Source organism: Paenibacillus sp. JT31N7, assembly GCF_059692095.1.
In genome coordinates, this window is sequence record NZ_JCAUAT010000001.1 from 1,111,561 (window position 1) to 1,126,627 (window position 15,067).

A 15,067-nucleotide genomic window follows, 5' to 3' on the forward strand; every position below is an offset into this window, starting at 1 on the left:
GTTCCTGCCCATGAGAGATCCAAGAATGGTTACGTTTGCACGCAACATTATCCACTATTCGGTTGAACTTCAGCCGGGCGAAAATATTTTGATCGAGCTGATCGGCGTTAAAGATCCGGAGCTCGCGAAGTGCTTTATCGAAGAAGTGTACGCGGCCGGCGGCAATCCAATCGTCGAACTCCGCGATCCGGCGATCAACCGCAGCATGATGCTTGGCGCTACCCGTGAAACGCTGGAGAAAAAAGCCGTGATCGAACTGAGCCGCATGAAAGAAATGCAGGCTTACGTGGCCGTACGCGCCGGCGACAACGTGACGGAAACCGCAGACGTTCCGGAAGACCGCTTGAAGCTGTACATGAGCGTTTATGCCAGACCTGTGACCAACCAGCGCGTCAACCATACGAAATGGTGCGTCATGCGTTATCCGAACGGCTCTATGGCCCAACTGGCCAACACGAGCACCGAAGCGTTCGAAGATTTCTACTTCCAGGTGTGCAACCTTGACTACAGCAAAATGGAAACGGCAATGGAGCCTCTCGTCCAGCTCATGAACCGTACCGACAAGGTGCGCCTTGTTTCTCCGGGAACCGATATTTCGTTCTCCATCAAGGACATTCCGGCGATCAAGTGCTGCGGCAAACGCAACATTCCCGACGGCGAAGTGTACACCGCGCCTGTGCTCAACACCGTAAACGGTGTCATTTCCTATAATACGCCTACCGTGTATTCGGGAACTTCATTCGAGAACGTCGTCCTGAAATTCGAAAACGGGAAGATCGTTGAAGCGACGAGCAACAACTCCGCCCGCATGAACGAAATTTTGGATACGGATGAAGGCGCACGTTACATCGGTGAATTTGCGATCGGCGTGAACCCGTACATTCTGCACCCGATGAAAGATACCCTGTTCGATGAAAAAATCGACGGTTCCATTCACTTTACGCCGGGACAAGCCTATGAAATCGCCGACAACGGCAACCGTTCTTCCGTTCACTGGGATATCGTGCTTATTCAGCGTCCCGAATACGGCGGCGGCGAAATCTGGTTCGACGACGTCCTCATCCGCAAGGACGGACGTTTCGTTATTCCCGAGCTGGAGTGCCTGAACCCCGAAAACCTGAAATAAACAAAGCCTGTATAGCAGCGGCGAAGCGCTCCCGTACAGCTATCGCGATGCGCATCACGAAACAGCTTCATCCCACCGGGTTGAAGCTGTTTTCTTTTTACCCGTGCGTACCAAAAGGATTGACCCGACGTTCGCCCGGGTAATCGTAAAGGGATAGGAGCTGGTGCAGGATAGAGCAACGTTCTTACGGCAAGACGATTTTCTGAACGGAGATCTGGAAGACTCGATCGGAAAAGCGCTGCGCTTCACCTTATCGGTACCCGGGGTTTCAACGGCGATCGTGGGCACGAGCAAGCCGGACCGCTGGTTGCAGAACGCGCGGCTGGCCGGGCAGGGCCCGCTTCCGCGGAAAGAGCTGGAAGCGATCCGCGCGCGCTGGAAAGAAGTTGCGCGCCCCGATTGGATCGGGCAGATATGAACGGCAAAAGAGCAGTCTCCCCTCATTTGAAAGGGAGACTGCTCTTTTGTTTTTGCGAGCCGGCTGGAACGTGCCGGATTGCAGGACGCCGCTTGCTGCAATTGCAGCACAATTTTACTTACGGCTCCGCATGGCCGGGTTCGGCGGAAATTACAGCGGATGCAGCGTCACCTGCGGACAATCCCTCGCTTTTAGTTTTCCGTCCCTGACTCAGTGCCCGGGAGCAGGCATTCATTTGTGAGCCGGATACCGGAGGCGCCTTTCTACGACGGATTGACGCGTACTGCCGCCTGCTTGCCGCTGACCTGGATGTTCGTCTCCTTCGTACCCGCGGCTGACAGATCCTTAACCAGCCGTTCCAGAAGCGCCTTCGCTTTCGGCCCTTCTTTGCCCTGGAGGCGGACGACGAGCTGTACGGCGTTCCCGGAAGCCAGAAGCTTCTCGGCCTGCCTCTGTTTCGTTTCGTAGTCGTGGTCTTCGATGTGAACGGTGAGCCTCAGCTCCTTTACTTTCAAAGGCTTGTCCTGACGGCGGGCAGCCTGGTTGTCTTTCTGGACCGCCTGCTTCGCCGTTCCGCGTGCGGCAAGCTTGCAGGGCGGCGGACTGCTCATCAAAGACGTGCAGACCAGATCGGCGCCCGCTTCCTTCGCCAGCTTCAGCGCTTCTTCCCTCGGGAGTACCCCGAGCTTTTCCCCGTTCAACCCCGTAAGCTCCACCTCGGCCGCTTTTATTTTCTCGTTCATAATAAGCATCATAAGTTCCTCCCGGATGTTGTGCTGTCCGGAAACTTCTGCCGTTATATGGCTGCGCTATAGAACCGGTTCGTTTCCGTTACCTATCCCTCCTATTGTAGGGGATGCGGGAAGGAAATACAAAGGCCCCGGCAGGGAATCCTCCCATACGAGCACAGCGGCATAACGGGGGGCCGTCAGCCCAGCCAGTGGAACACGGTCCCCGCCGGGGCGCGCTCCCGCAGAGCAGGCGCTCCCGGAGGACGCAGCGCCTCGGCCGCTGCGGCAAGGTCGAGCCCGCCGCTTCCCGGCGAAGCGCCGGCGGCGGGTACTGCCCCCGCGATGCGAACGGCGGTGCCCTTTACAGGCGCCCCTCCCGAGACAGGCGCGGCATCGGCCGCGGATCCGGCTCCCGACGCAGGCCCGGCCTCGGACGCGGACAGGGCATCGGCGGCAGGCGCAGTACCGGCGATGCGGACCGCGCTGCCCTTCGGCACGAGCGCGAACAGCGCCTGCATGTCGGCATCGCCGATCCGGATGCAGCCGAGCGAGCGCCCGGCGCCGACAGAGGCGGCATCCGCCGTGCCGTGCACCGCGATGGCGCCAAGCCCCAGGGCCGCGGCACCGTACACGCCCGGGGTCTTTCCCGCAGGAGCGGTGACCCGCTCCTGCACGGCGAACGTGCCGTCCGGCGTCGGCGACTCCGGACGGCCGATTCCGGCGCGGGCCTCCAGCACCGCGCCTCCAGCCTTTAAGAGCAAGCGGTGTTCCCGCTTGCTCACCGTCACCTGCACAGGCTCGAACGGGACGTTCGCCTGTGCGGCAGATCTTGCGGGAGGAACAACGCCCGCAAGCGAGGCTCCCGGCAGGTTCGGCGTCAGGGCCGAACCTGCCTCTGTGGCGGCGGGCCGGTAGACCCACCCGCCCCCGCCGTCGTAAGACGGGCTCACCCGGGTGGAGCCCGTCACGGCTTCCCGCGGCACGAAGCTGAGGTAATTTCCCGGATAATCGCGGACCAGTTCGTCCAGACTTGCCGGAAATTCCCCTTCGTGGTCCACCGCGTATGCCCGGAGTGCCGTCCGGATGAGCTGGGTCCCTAGCCGCGTCAGCACCTCGGCGCGCGGAGCGCCTTCACCCGGATAGGTGATCTCCACGGTTTTGCGGAGCGCCGGCACATATTCCGCCAGCGCGAAAGCGTTCTGCAATTCCGCGGGGTCGCTGGCCGGGAACGCTTGTCCCGCCGCTGTATCCGCCGAACGTTCAGTGACGGTGCCGGTTTGCCGGATCCCGTAAATGACCCGGCTCTTTTGCGGATTCCGTTCCATAAGTTTCTCCATTTCCCGCCGAAGCAAAGCCTCCACGAGAGCGTTATCCGTGTCAGGGTCAACCCGGAGCAGGTAAGGCCGTTCGTCCGGTTCTACGCCCGAAAATTCCTCCGGGCGTAAAGAAGCAGCTTCCGGCGAGAAGCTGCTTCCTTCTTGAGGCTGAACTGCATGCGATTCGTAGCTTGGGGACGATCCGTTTTCCGCTGCGGAAGCAGTCTGCTTACCACCTGTTCCGGAGAGAAGAACGACCAGCAGGACCAAATTGATGACGATAAGCGCATAAAGAAAGGTCCGCAAAAATTTATTGAATTTGCTTCCCGTTGCCGCCTCCAACTCTTTCCGGACTCCCGCCAGGTCGCTCTCCTCCCGCTTCGCCAGCTCGTGCACAGCCCGGTTGGCATCGGAGTAATACGGAGAGGGGTACGTTTTCATCACCTCTTGATAATGAAAAAGCGCCCTGGACAGGTTCCCCTGCTCCCTTGCCCGCTCTCCCATGCGAAAATGTGCTTCGGGAGACGTTTTATCGGCATAGCGGATAACTTTATCGAAATACTGCGGGTCTCCCCGGCTGATGTACAAATTTTTGTTGACCCGCACCAGCTGCGGTTCCAAAGGATGCGAAAACCGGTTCGTCGCTCCTCCCATTCCCTACCTCCTGTTTTTGCCGTCATGAGAGATTAATAGGCTGTTCGATACATATTGTATCAACATAAATACAATTTGTATAGTTAGAATCGTGCGCCAATTTTTGCGCTCGCCCCTTCGCTATTTTTCTCTCTATTCCGCCTCCGTACGGTGTATGAATTGTTCCCCCGGCAAGCAAACTAATAATCGGAGGTGGATTCCATGGCAGGAAGAAACAGCAAGCCCAAAAATCGCGGTCCAGCCAGTCATCCGGGCAGACTCGACCAGTTCGGCGACAAGCTGGCCGACGGCAAAGGTCCAGAACCGAAGCCCGAAAACGTTTTAGGGGAGTAACTTCTTTTCTCCGCGGGATTCCGTCTTCACGCGAAAAAAAGCCTTCGGCCCTTTCGGTCCGGAGGCTTTCTTTATTCATGCGTTTTATCCCAGTACATACCGGCTCAGCATCGCGTACACGTCATTGATGTTGGCGCTTTTGTTAAATTTTTTGACGATAGGTTCGTGCGTACTCGACAGCCAGATTTTAAGCTCGGCATCGAGATCGAACGTCCCGGCACTCTCTTTCGCAAACCGGATAATGCTTTTGTAAGGCACGGACATGTATTCAACCTTGGAGCCCGTTACCCCTTGCTTGTCGATAAGGATCAGGCGCTTGTTCGTAAAAACGAACCCGTCCCGGATGATTTTGTACGCGATCTGCACCTGCTCTCCCGGAATGAGAAACGGCTCCAGTTCCTTCTGAAGCTTCTCCGGAGACATTTCCGAGGCGTTTCCCAATAAACCGTCCAAGATCCCCACAGCTCATCAACTCCCTTGCCCATAATCCTTATTTTACCACACCCTGAGCCGGGCCGGAGCCGCCTTCTAAAAATCTCCGCCGTCGGCGTCCTGCGCGGCTTCGCGTTCCAGCCTGGCCAGCACGGACTGGATGTCTTCGGGCTGAAGCAGCTCCACGGGTGAAACTCCCTTCTCGAAGTGGAGGGAGCTACCGCTCAGCAGCACGACATACTGATCGCCGAACTTGGCAAAATGAACTTTTCTGCCGTAATCGGCCAGCTTCCCTTTTACCGTCAGATGATCGAGCTTAAAGGTCATGCCCAGATCCGGCTGCTGCTCCACAAGAAAGTTAGCGGCCTCCATGACAAGCTCCGGCGCCCATTTCTCCTGCAGCTCGCGCTTCTCGCTCGCCGCCCAGAGTTCAAGGTCCCTCTCCTCCGCTTCTTTCTGCTCGGGATGGGCTTCCAGCGTCTGCTCGATATGCTGCTGAACCAGATTGACTACCTGATGATTAAGCAGCTCGGGCATGGACTTTTCATATTCCACGAATTTAAGCAGATCCTCGAAATATTTGGCATGTGAAGGTTGATGGATTTTCAGCTCCCAGTCCTCAATCATGCCGACCTCCGGCATATACGGATACTGGATCGCTTTCATATTTTTCGCGTTGATGGCCATTTCCACTTCATGAAGCAGGCTGGATTCATCCGTGATGCGGGCTATTTTGGGCTCGAAATCGCATTTCATTACGAATACGAAGGGCTCGTCGAAATACTGCGGCAGCTTGGCGCTGGCCGTAATGAGCGCACCGCTGCGTACCGAGCTTGTCTGGATATAGGCTCTAGCCAATTCGTCGCTCTCTTTCAGAAAATCCTCCCGGGATGAGGCACTGCGCAGTCTCGCGAACATATTGTAGTTCGGATTCGTTTCGAGGCCGCATCCCGGTTCCGTTATAAACCGTCCGATTTTGGTCGGAACCTGCTCGGACTGCGGATTACGCTCCACCTTGCGTTTGGCAAGCCTGGCAAACTCGCCGCCCAGAAACTGTTCCAGCGCACTGCCTTCGTAGGCGTCCCCGTCCAAAGTCTGAAAATGACGGTAAGCCTTACCCGTCCCTTCTTCGCGTATGACAAAAAATGAGATAAATTTCACTTCGAATTTCATGCTATTTTCCCCTTTATCCGTTAACCTGCTGTCTAACCTTCTATGATTGTAGCGAATCCCGCGATTTTTGACAAAAGAAACTGATTCCGGACAAAAAAAACTGCCAGGCCGTGTGATTATTGGAAGCCTCGACCTGTCTATAGTAATAAGAACGATAGAAATACGATTTACTATGGAGTTGGGGTGTACGATGAGATGATTTATGGAACGAAGTTGTTGGAAACAGATTTCGAATTGTTCGCCGCAGCACTTTCGCAGACCGAAGTCTACATCTGGGGAATGGATCACAACGATGTGTATGTCCAAATCGGACGAGGTTTTATCGAGAAGTACAACCAGGACCAGGTGAAAATCCGTTCGAGCCTCAATAGCTGTACAACGATTTACTCAAGAGAAAAATGCGAATTCAGCGCCAAAACAGAAAGCACGGAAGAACAGCCTAACTAAGCAAGCCAGCAAACCCGTATAGATAGAGATGAAATGAAGCCGACCCTACATAACCTACAAATTCGCCCTATTTAAATAGCAGGAACAACTTCCAGACGATAAATAATCATTCTTATTAACTGCTAAAACCCCCTCGCCGAGGGGGTTTCTTTTTGTCCGCTGCCGGGCCCGAAGCGGCCGGGAACCTTCGTACGGGACCTGCATAAGCTGTAGCAGTACAGGATGTAAGCCCAAGACGGAGGGATTCCCGTGAGTGTGGAACTGGTGGGACTGCATGTCGTTTATGTATGTTTTATTGCCCTTATTATCGGGTTTATGCTGTTTCGTAAAGATACGACGCCGGTTTGCCTGATCGGCATTTTCGTACTCGGCCTCGCTGCTACCGGTTCTCTTCCCCAATCGGTCGGAGGCATTTTCTCGAGCCTCATCTATGCGATGCAAGAGCTTCTGCCGACCATTCTCGTCATCTCGGTCATTGTCGGCATGAGCCAGGTTCTCTCGTTGTCCGGCGTCAGCGACACGATGATATCTCCCGCGGCGAAGCTCATCCGCAGCCCCGGAGCGGCCTTCTGGATCATCGGCATCGTCATGATGACCGTTTCCTGGTTTTTCTGGCCGTCGCCGGCCGTCGCGCTGATCGGGGCTGTGCTGCTCCCGGCGGCGGTCCGGGCCGGTCTGCCGGCCATCGGGGCCGCCGTGGCCATGAACTTGTTCGGCCACGGCATCGCGCTTTCCGGCGACTACGTCATCCAGGCCGCGCCGAAGCTGACCGCCGACGCCGCCGGACTTTCGGTAGGCAGCGTCATGGAAGCTTCCATCCCGCTCGTCGCTGTGATGGGGGCCGTCACGACCGCGGCCGCTTTCTGGTTTCTGCGGCGCGACTTGAGAAGCGGCGCTTTGAAGCCGGAAAGCGCCATCAAGCCGCTAGCTCCCGTTATCGGCGGCGCTTCTTCCGGCGGGAAGCTGCTGACCGTCAGGCGGCGCCTGGCTCTTGCGGTCGCGATTCCCCTGCTGTTCGCGGCCGACATTGCGGCCATGTTCAAGCTGAACCTGCAGGGAGGGGAGGCGACCGCGCTGATCGGCGGGACGGCCGCCCTGATCCTGCTGCTCGTCTCGCTCATGGCCCACCGCCGGGCCGGGTTCGGCAAAACGACCGCTTACCTGGTTGACGGGTTTCACTTCGGCTTCAAGGTATTCGGTCCCGTCATTCCGATCGCGGCCTTCTTTTACCTCGGCGACGCGGCTCTTACCGAGCTGTACGGGCATGTCCTCCCGGCCGCTTCACTCGGGATCGTGAACGATCTCGGACTGGCGCTGGCCCAGACCGTGCCCGTCCATCCGGCCGCAAGCGCCGTCACACTGACAGCCGTGGGCGCCATCACCGGACTGGACGGCTCGGGCTTCTCCGGCATCTCGCTGGCTGGCTCGGTCGCCAACCTGTTCTCTTCCGCCCTCGGCGCGGGAGCCGCCACTTTGACGGCGATGGGCCAGGTGGCGGCCATCTGGGTCGGGGGCGGTACACTCATCCCGTGGGCGCTAATTCCCGCCGCCGCCATCTGCGGCGTCGATCCTTTCGAGCTGGCCCGGCGGAACTTGAAGCCGGTAGTGATCGGTCTGGCCGTCACGACTGTCGTCGCGATGTTTCTGATATGATCCGGCGGAGATCATGCCATGCTCAGGGTGCGCTCCGGCCGTGGCTAAGTTATTTACAGACTCTTTCCCGCGTCGTTCTTTTCTTGGTTCTTCCTCGATCCTACTTGGTGCTTGCTTGGTTCTTCCTTGGTTCTTCCTCGAGTCTTCCTTGAGTCCTACTTGGTGCTTGCTTGGTGCTTCCATGACATAGGCTGCCTTGTTGTCTTTTCCGCCTTCTTGCCATGCTCCAGAATGCTCCTGCATCCTTCGGCAGCATGTACGGCATCTAACATCCGGCAGCGGTGCCGCCTTCGCAAGGCTGCCCTTCGCCTTCTTCCCCGCCTGCCGCTTCCGGCGGGCATTCTTTTTCGAATGCCGCGATAAGATCCTTCATGAGCTTCATGGCCGATCCCGCGTCCAGCGCATAATATTTTTCCGTGCCCTGCTGACGGATCGTCACGATCTCCGCCTGCTTGAGCAGTTTCAGATGATGGGAAATGGCCGGCCTCGACAGATGCGAATGCTCCGTGATGCTTTTAACGTTCATGGGCCCGTGCTTGCCGAGCAGCAGAATAATTTGCTGTCTCGCCGGATCTCCCAATGTCCGGAACACATTCGTGCACTGCTCGAAGTATTCCATTGTGGTCCGTTCAGTTGTTCCGCTCATACGATCACATCTTTCTTCATCGATGCGGCCGGAAGGGATGCCGGAAGGAGAACGCCTAGATCAGCTTGCGGCCGAGACTCTCGACTTTTTGAAGCCAAGATTTGCGCTTGTCCGCCGTAGATAATTTAAGCGATCCGAGCGTTGTCACGCGCACAGGCTTAAATCCGCTGAATTCGAGCGTCCCCTTCTTCATCGCCTTATGGCCGGGGCTTCCGCCTATAGTCTGATAATACCACACCGGAGTGTCCATCGTCACAATCAGGCGGGCGCTCTTCCCTTTCAGCAGTTTTTCCCATGTAACGGAATCTTTGCTCTTGTACTTAAAAGCGAAGCCCGGAAGAAACACACGGTCGATCATCCCTTTAAGAAGAGCGGGCATGGTCCACCACCAGGTCGGATACACGAATACGACGTGATCGGCCCAGCGGATCGACTCCTGGATTCCGAGCAGGTCCGGTTCCAGTTCCGTCCGCTTTCTGTACCCGTAAGCCAGATTCGGGTTAAAATCGAGGTCGCTGATCTGCACGAAACGGACTTCCGCTCCGGCGGCGATTGCCCCTTTCCGATACGATTCCGCCAAAGCGGTGCAGTAGCTCTCCCGGTCGGGATGTCCCTGAATGATTAAGACGCGTGACGGTGCCTGTGTTGTCATAAGAAATGACCTCCATAAGATCGCTTTATATAGTTTATAGGTTTAAACACTTAAACCTTTAAACCAAAGATAACCCTCCTCCCTCTTCTTGTCAACCAAAAATCATACGGCTGATAAATCCGTAACAAAAAAAGCCTTCATGCGAAGGCTTAAGAATTACCGTATATCTTCCGGTATTTTTCATTAAAAGCGTCGATCCATTCCCTATTAATCGGCCCGTTTTTAATTTCGTACAAGCGGTCCATCAATACATAAACGGTATGAGTATTCGCGTAAATCAAAACCGGTTCGCCTTTATCGCGCGCGAGTTCAAATTCGAAAGCGGACCCGGAGTTCCTCAAGGCAGTAACCTCTTGACTCAACGCTTCGTAGCCGACATGCTTTCTTTTCACTCTATATTGGCTTAAAAACGCGAGAAGCTCCTCCATCGGCTCCTTGTCTTTCGTTCCCCATTCAAACGGTTTATCATCCAGCTCAGGCCGGTTTTTGCTAAAGTTCATCCAAGTCACTTCACCGGTATGAAGCGGGATTACATCCGCCACACTTTTTTCCCTATACTCGTTCCAGTTGTAAAGAATGACACCAGCGGCAATCGCAAGCAGCAGCACAAGCCCGATTTTTTTAATCATGCTCCACCCCTTTATGGGCGATGACGTTTTTCCTACGCCTTTAATTTAACTATATATTTACATATACGCGCATTTGAAGGATTAGTCGCAAGAAAAAAAGACGGCCCTCTCTTCAGACCCCCTTCACTTATATATTCCGCTCTAACCAAATCCCCCACTTGTTCTGCGACGATCTGAGGCGGATCAGGCAGCCGTTCGTGAAATAGGATTCTATGATTCCTACTCTTGCTGCTCAAAAAAGCCTGTAACACGGTACGAAAGATGCAGTTTCCGGAACCAACAAAAAAAACCGCGCATGCGCGCGGCTTTCGAATGACGGATTCGTCGGATAAACTTGCCCTGTTTACAACTAAATTTAAAAGTGCCGCGTTTCCAACCGCTCCCGCTTATTCGGGCAGACACCAGTCAATCGGCTCGATTCCCTGTTCCCGAAGCCATGCGTTGGCTTTGGAATAAGGCTTGCTGCCGAAAAATCCCCGGTGGGCGGAAAGCGGACTCGGATGCGGAGCTTTGATGACGCCATGCCGGTTCAGGTCGATCAGCTGCGTTTTAGATTGCGCATGACTGCCCCACAAAATGAAAATAACGGGTGTTTCTTTGCGGTTAAGCGTCTCGATGACTTTATCCGTAAATAGCTCCCAGCCTTTCCCCTTGTGGGAATTCGCTTCACCGGCCCTAACGGTCAGCACGGTGTTCAAAAGGAGCACGCCCTGGTCCGCCCAGTGCTTCAAATACCCCGTGCCCGGGACCGGACAGCCGATGTCTTCCTTCATTTCCTTGAACATGTTTTTGAGCGACGGAGGTGCGGGTACACCCGGTTTGACGGAAAAGCTCAGGCCGTGCGCCTGACCCGGTCCGTGATAAGGGTCCTGCCCCAGAATAACCGCCTTCACATCCTTGAACGCCGTGTAGTGCAGAGCATTGAAGATATCGTGCATCTCCGGATAAATCGTCCGTTCCGCGTATTCCCCCTTCAAAAACTCCCTGAGCTTCAGATAGTATGGTTTCTCGAATTCCTCCGACAGTAACTCTGCCCAGTCGTTCTTTAAGATCGTCATAGCCTCGTCTCCTTCCTATTCCTCCGTTTCCAGTCTTCCGGTCGACGGATCGGCAAGCACCAGCCTGGCGGAAACTTCCTCTCCGCCCTGCCGCTCCAGTTTGAGCTTGGCGGTTTTGCCTTTTTCCAGCAGTGCCTTCACTTGGGCATCCGTCAGGCTCCGTCCGAAGCTTTCCTTCCAGATAACGAAGGTACAGCCGGTCTTGTAATGCGAACAGCCATACCCTTTCTTACCCATAAAAATGGTTCCGCCGCAGCCGGGCCGCGGACAAGTGCCGACCACGCGAGGCCCGTCCGCCGGTTTAGCGGCAGCCGGAGCTCCCTGGACGGCTGCCTGTCCGGCGAATGCTCCGCGGGAGCTCTGGCCCGCGGCAGGCCGGGAGCTCTGAGCGGACGCTTGAGCCGCGCCACCCGCAGCCTCTCGCACGGGCGCCTGTCCCGCGCGGCCGCCGGCCGCTCCGCTCCGGGCCGAAGACGCCCGGCTTGCCGGTGCGCCGCTTGCGCGGGCCGCGGTGCCTGCGGCTGCGCGCGCCTTGGGCGCCGTTCCCGCGGCTGCGCCGTCCGGGCCGCCGGCTTTGGCGCTTCGGCGCGTCTTGCCGGCCGCGGCCCGTCCGCCCGCTTTCCCGGCGGGCTCGTCGCCCTCGAAAGCGGTTCTCGCCGCGCGATTCTGTACGCGGACCTTGTCGACGATGAGCGTGGCGAACTTTTTGACATTTCGCATAAACGTCTCATCGGACGCTTGTCCGCGTGAAATTTCATTGAGCCGGCGCTCCCACTGTCCCGTCATCTCCGGCGAAGTGAGCAGTTCCACGCCCGCCGCGCGGATGAGCTCGACGGCCGTCCGCCCTTTGGGCGTCAGCGTGAGGCGCTTGCCCTGCATCGTGACGTAGCCGACATGCTTCAGGCGCTCGATGGTCGCCGCGCGGGTAGCGGGAGTTCCGAGACCGGAGTCTTTCATCGCGTCGCGCAGCTCTTCATCTTCGATCTGCTTGCCGGCGCTCTCCATCGCCTTCAGCAGTGTGCCTTCCGTAAAAGCTTTAGGCGGCTGGGTCTCCTTCTCCTTGGCCGCCGCATCCCTGCAGTGGGCGCCGAGAGAAGCGTTCAGGTAAAACGGCTCGGACGTTTCTTCCTCCTCGGCCTCTTCCTCTTCTTTTCCCTTGTCATCCTTCGCTTTTCCGCGTTTGCCGTCTTTCTTGGAATCCGGGTACAGCACTTTCCAGCCGAGCTGCAGCAGCTCCTTGACCGTCGTCTTGAACGTTTCTTTCTCCACTTCCGTCAGAACGGTGTGCACCTTATACTCAGCCGCCGGGTAAAACTGCGACAAAAACCGGCGCACGATCAGATCGTACACCTTCTGCTCATCCGCCGACAATCCGTTCGCCCGTTTGCCGGTCGGCAAAATCGCGTGATGGTCTTCCACTTTCGACGGGTTGCAAATCGCTTTATTGTTCTTATGGACCAGATTCCGGTTGGCCTTACGGACCCACTCGTCGTACGCCGTTCCCTGGAGGGCCGACAACGTTTTGTGCATCTCCGGGATGTTCTGCTCCGTCACGTAGTTCGAGTTCGTTCTCGGGTACGAAATGACTTTATGCTTCTCGTAGAGAGCCTGGGCCACGTCCAGCGTTTTTTTAGCGGAAAAACCGAGCTTTGCATTGGATTCCCGCTGAAGGAGCGTCAGATCATACAGTTTGTACGGATATTCCTTCGTATCCTTGACTTCGTAAGACGCGATGCGGGCCGGTTTTCCTTTTACTTTCGCCGCAATACCCTCGGCTTTGGCCGGGTCCGTAATGCGTTCTCCCTGCCACAACCCGCGGTATTCCGTCTGCTCCTGAGTAAAGAACGCCTCCACCTCGTAAAATTTCAAGGAGGAGAAATCTTCGATCAGCTTTTGCCGGTCGTAAATGAGGGCCAGCACGGGAGTCTGAACACGCCCGACGGATAGTAGCACGTTATGCTTGGTCGTAAAAGCCCGGGACCCGTTCATCCCGATGATCCAGTCGGCTTCGCTCCGGGCCTTTGCCGCTCTGGTCAGATTTTCGAAATCGGAGCCGTCCTTCAGCTGCTGAAAGCCGCTCCGGATCGTTTCCGCGGTCAAATCGGAGATCCATAAACGCTTGACGGGCTGTTTCAATTTCAAATGGCGCTGGATCAGCGAAAAAATGTGCTGGCCCTCCCGCCCCGCGTCGCAAGCGTTGACGATTTTGTCGCACTGTTTGGCAAGCTCTTTGATCACTTTGAGCTGATCCTTCGTCCGGGGATTCGGCAGCAGCTTAAATTCGTCCGGTATAATCGGCAGATGCTCGAAGCGCCATTTCTTATATTTTTCATCGTATTTATCGGGTTCTGCAAGCTCTATAAGGTGTCCAATGGCCCAGGTAATGATATAATCCGATCCCTCGATATACGTGCGCTTGTTCGCCGCTTTCGGTTCGATGACAGCGGCAATCGTCCGGCCCATATCCGGTTTTTCGGCAATCACAAGTGTTTTCAAAGGCTATCTTCCTATCTATGTATCTCGCTGCGTTTCCCGCAGTGCAAGACATCCTCTTTAGTATCGTTCCGGCCTCAGTCCGGTGTTTCTCGTACACTTCAGTATATCGGCCCGGGAGAATCCCTGCAAGGGAAGGAAGGGTTTCTTCTCGGAATGGACGGCGGCGGCACGCATACCCGTGTTCTTGCAGCGGATTTATCGGGAAATGTAACTTGCTTATGCGAAAAAGGCGCCTCGTCCATCCACAAGGACGACGAAGCGCGGGAAATTGTTCACGGAGCTATTCGGGAACGGTCGCACAGGTCGGCAGAACAGCGGACCAAGCGGTGTCTCTAACCGCGGAATGGCGGGATACGATTCCGAATCCGATCTGCCCTGGGTTAACGGACTGACCGACGTGGAAGGATTAAGCTGCCCCAAGCAGTTGGTGACCGTCGCCCTCATCGCCCACAGCGGAGAAATTAAGCGTAGGCACCCACAGGACCTGCCTCTGGAAACCGCACGCTTTCCCGCCTGAGACCGGTGCTGTCCTGTTGGGATACCGCAGCCTGGATATTTCTCTGACGGAGGAGCTGCTGGATCATTTGCGGATGGCACCCTGCCTGCCGAAGCTGCTGCCGTACACCCCGGTCATCTCCGCCGGGCGGTATACAGCGGCGATATACAGCGAACGAACGAAAACTCCGGACCATCGGCGGTCCGGAGTTTTTTAACGACGGCTGTAAAAGAACGGGCAGGCGCCCGTTTTAACCCCAAGCCAATCTTCTCTCATCTGCTCAGGCTTTGCAGCAGCTTCTTCACTTCCGAAGAGCTGGTCAGCTCACCCGGTCGAACGGCCGCAATCTTGCCCTCGGAATCGATCAGGAAGGTGGCCGGAAGGCCGACAACCCGGTATTTTCCGGCGGCCTCACCGCTCGGATCGAGCAGGACGGGAAAAGCAAGGTTTCTCTGCCCGGCGAATTCGCTTGCCGTTCCTCTCGATTCGCCTACGTTGACGGCAACAATCTCTACGTTCGGTACTCCTTCGAGATACGCTTCATTCATGCGGGGCATCTCATGCGTACAGGGGCCGCACCAGGAGGCCCAGAAATTAAGCAGCACGCCCTTCCCCCGGTATTCGGAAAGCGAGACGGAACGGCCGTCCAGTCCGGTAACGGTAAAATCAGGCGCCATTGCACCGGCCCGGATGGCACCGGCCGTCTCCCGTGAATCCGCATGGAACAGGGTGTACGCTAAAGCGGCCGCTATCAGTCCTGCGATAAGCAGGACTGATCCTCTGCGCAGCTTATGTGTCAATGTTCCC

17 protein-coding genes are annotated in these 15,067 nt (G+C 56.4%); 7 read left to right on the forward strand and 10 right to left on the reverse strand.

The features are described 5' to 3' along the window. Positions 1–10: 10 nt before the first annotated feature. Entirely contained in the window at positions 11–1,126 is a 1,116-nt protein-coding gene (locus AC58P5_RS04910) for an aminopeptidase (RefSeq protein WP_497384942.1), read from the forward strand. 163 nt (positions 1,127–1,289) lie between these two features. Then, the gene (locus AC58P5_RS04915; RefSeq protein WP_497384943.1) at positions 1,290–1,544 is read left to right on the forward strand and encodes a hypothetical protein; all 255 of its coding nucleotides are present in this window, start codon (positions 1,290–1,292) and stop codon (positions 1,542–1,544) included. 263 nt (positions 1,545–1,807) lie between these two features. On the opposite strand, the gene infC is transcribed toward AC58P5_RS04915, so the two are convergent. Both infC and AC58P5_RS04925 read right to left on the reverse strand, forming a co-directional pair. Continuing rightward, positions 1,808–2,296, reverse strand: a complete 489-nt coding sequence (gene infC, locus AC58P5_RS04920) for a translation initiation factor IF-3 (protein WP_497386029.1) — start codon at positions 2,294–2,296, stop codon at positions 1,808–1,810. Between the two features lie 176 nt (positions 2,297–2,472). Beyond that, positions 2,473–4,245: a L,D-transpeptidase family protein gene (locus AC58P5_RS04925; RefSeq protein WP_497384945.1), complete on the reverse strand. Its 1,773-nt coding sequence runs from the start codon at positions 4,243–4,245 to the stop codon at positions 2,473–2,475. Positions 4,246–4,446: 201 nt separating this feature from the next. Between AC58P5_RS04925 and AC58P5_RS04930 the strand changes: the two genes are divergently transcribed. Beyond that, entirely contained in the window at positions 4,447–4,578 is a 132-nt protein-coding gene (locus tag AC58P5_RS04930) for a hypothetical protein (RefSeq protein WP_009672691.1), read from the forward strand. An 84-nt stretch (positions 4,579–4,662) separates the two neighbouring features. Here AC58P5_RS04930 and AC58P5_RS04935 read toward each other — a convergent pair whose 3' ends face one another. Both AC58P5_RS04935 and AC58P5_RS04940 read right to left on the reverse strand, forming a co-directional pair. Further along, complete coding sequence (locus tag AC58P5_RS04935) at positions 4,663–5,040, reverse strand: PH domain-containing protein (RefSeq protein ID WP_405082675.1); 378 nt, start codon at positions 5,038–5,040, stop codon at positions 4,663–4,665. A 66-nt stretch (positions 5,041–5,106) separates the two neighbouring features. After that, entirely contained in the window at positions 5,107–6,183 is a 1,077-nt protein-coding gene (locus AC58P5_RS04940) for a DUF3900 domain-containing protein (RefSeq protein ID WP_497384946.1), read from the reverse strand. A 195-nt stretch (positions 6,184–6,378) separates the two neighbouring features. Between AC58P5_RS04940 and AC58P5_RS04945 the strand changes: the two genes are divergently transcribed. Then, positions 6,379–6,630, forward strand: a complete 252-nt coding sequence (locus AC58P5_RS04945) for a hypothetical protein (RefSeq protein ID WP_497384947.1) — start codon at positions 6,379–6,381, stop codon at positions 6,628–6,630. Between the two features lie 249 nt (positions 6,631–6,879). Beyond that, positions 6,880–8,283, forward strand: coding sequence for a hypothetical protein (locus tag AC58P5_RS04950; protein WP_497384948.1), 1,404 nt, complete (start codon positions 6,880–6,882; stop codon positions 8,281–8,283). Positions 8,284–8,548: 265 nt separating this feature from the next. Here the strand turns inward: AC58P5_RS04950 and AC58P5_RS04955 are convergent, their stop codons facing one another. The 5 genes from AC58P5_RS04955 to AC58P5_RS04975 all read right to left on the reverse strand — a co-directional run bounded on the left by AC58P5_RS04955 (position 8,549) and on the right by AC58P5_RS04975 (position 13,764). Then, entirely contained in the window at positions 8,549–8,929 is a 381-nt protein-coding gene (locus tag AC58P5_RS04955) for an ArsR/SmtB family transcription factor (RefSeq protein WP_497384950.1), read from the reverse strand. A gap of 55 nt (positions 8,930–8,984) precedes the next feature. Then, positions 8,985–9,581, reverse strand: a complete 597-nt coding sequence (locus AC58P5_RS04960) for an NAD(P)H-dependent oxidoreductase (RefSeq protein WP_497384952.1) — start codon at positions 9,579–9,581, stop codon at positions 8,985–8,987. Between the two features lie 149 nt (positions 9,582–9,730). Next, the gene (locus tag AC58P5_RS04965; RefSeq protein WP_497384953.1) at positions 9,731–10,210 is read right to left on the reverse strand and encodes a hypothetical protein; all 480 of its coding nucleotides are present in this window, start codon (positions 10,208–10,210) and stop codon (positions 9,731–9,733) included. 386 nt (positions 10,211–10,596) lie between these two features. Then, complete coding sequence (locus tag AC58P5_RS04970) at positions 10,597–11,268, reverse strand: uracil-DNA glycosylase (RefSeq protein WP_497384955.1); 672 nt, start codon at positions 11,266–11,268, stop codon at positions 10,597–10,599. A gap of 15 nt (positions 11,269–11,283) precedes the next feature. After that, positions 11,284–13,764 carry a type IA DNA topoisomerase gene (locus AC58P5_RS04975; protein WP_497384956.1) on the reverse strand — a complete coding sequence of 827 codons (2,481 nt, stop codon included), beginning with the start codon at positions 13,762–13,764 and terminating at the stop codon, positions 11,284–11,286. Positions 13,765–14,107: 343 nt separating this feature from the next. Between AC58P5_RS04975 and AC58P5_RS04980 the strand changes: the two genes are divergently transcribed. Continuing rightward, complete coding sequence (locus AC58P5_RS04980; RefSeq protein ID WP_497384958.1) at positions 14,108–14,281, forward strand: hypothetical protein; 174 nt, start codon at positions 14,108–14,110, stop codon at positions 14,279–14,281. A 16-nt stretch (positions 14,282–14,297) separates the two neighbouring features. After that, complete coding sequence (locus tag AC58P5_RS04985; RefSeq protein ID WP_497384959.1) at positions 14,298–14,477, forward strand: hypothetical protein; 180 nt, start codon at positions 14,298–14,300, stop codon at positions 14,475–14,477. 55 nt (positions 14,478–14,532) lie between these two features. Here AC58P5_RS04985 and AC58P5_RS04990 read toward each other — a convergent pair whose 3' ends face one another. Next, complete coding sequence (locus AC58P5_RS04990) at positions 14,533–15,060, reverse strand: peroxiredoxin family protein (protein ID WP_497384961.1); 528 nt, start codon at positions 15,058–15,060, stop codon at positions 14,533–14,535. Positions 15,061–15,067: the final 7 nt, after the last annotated feature.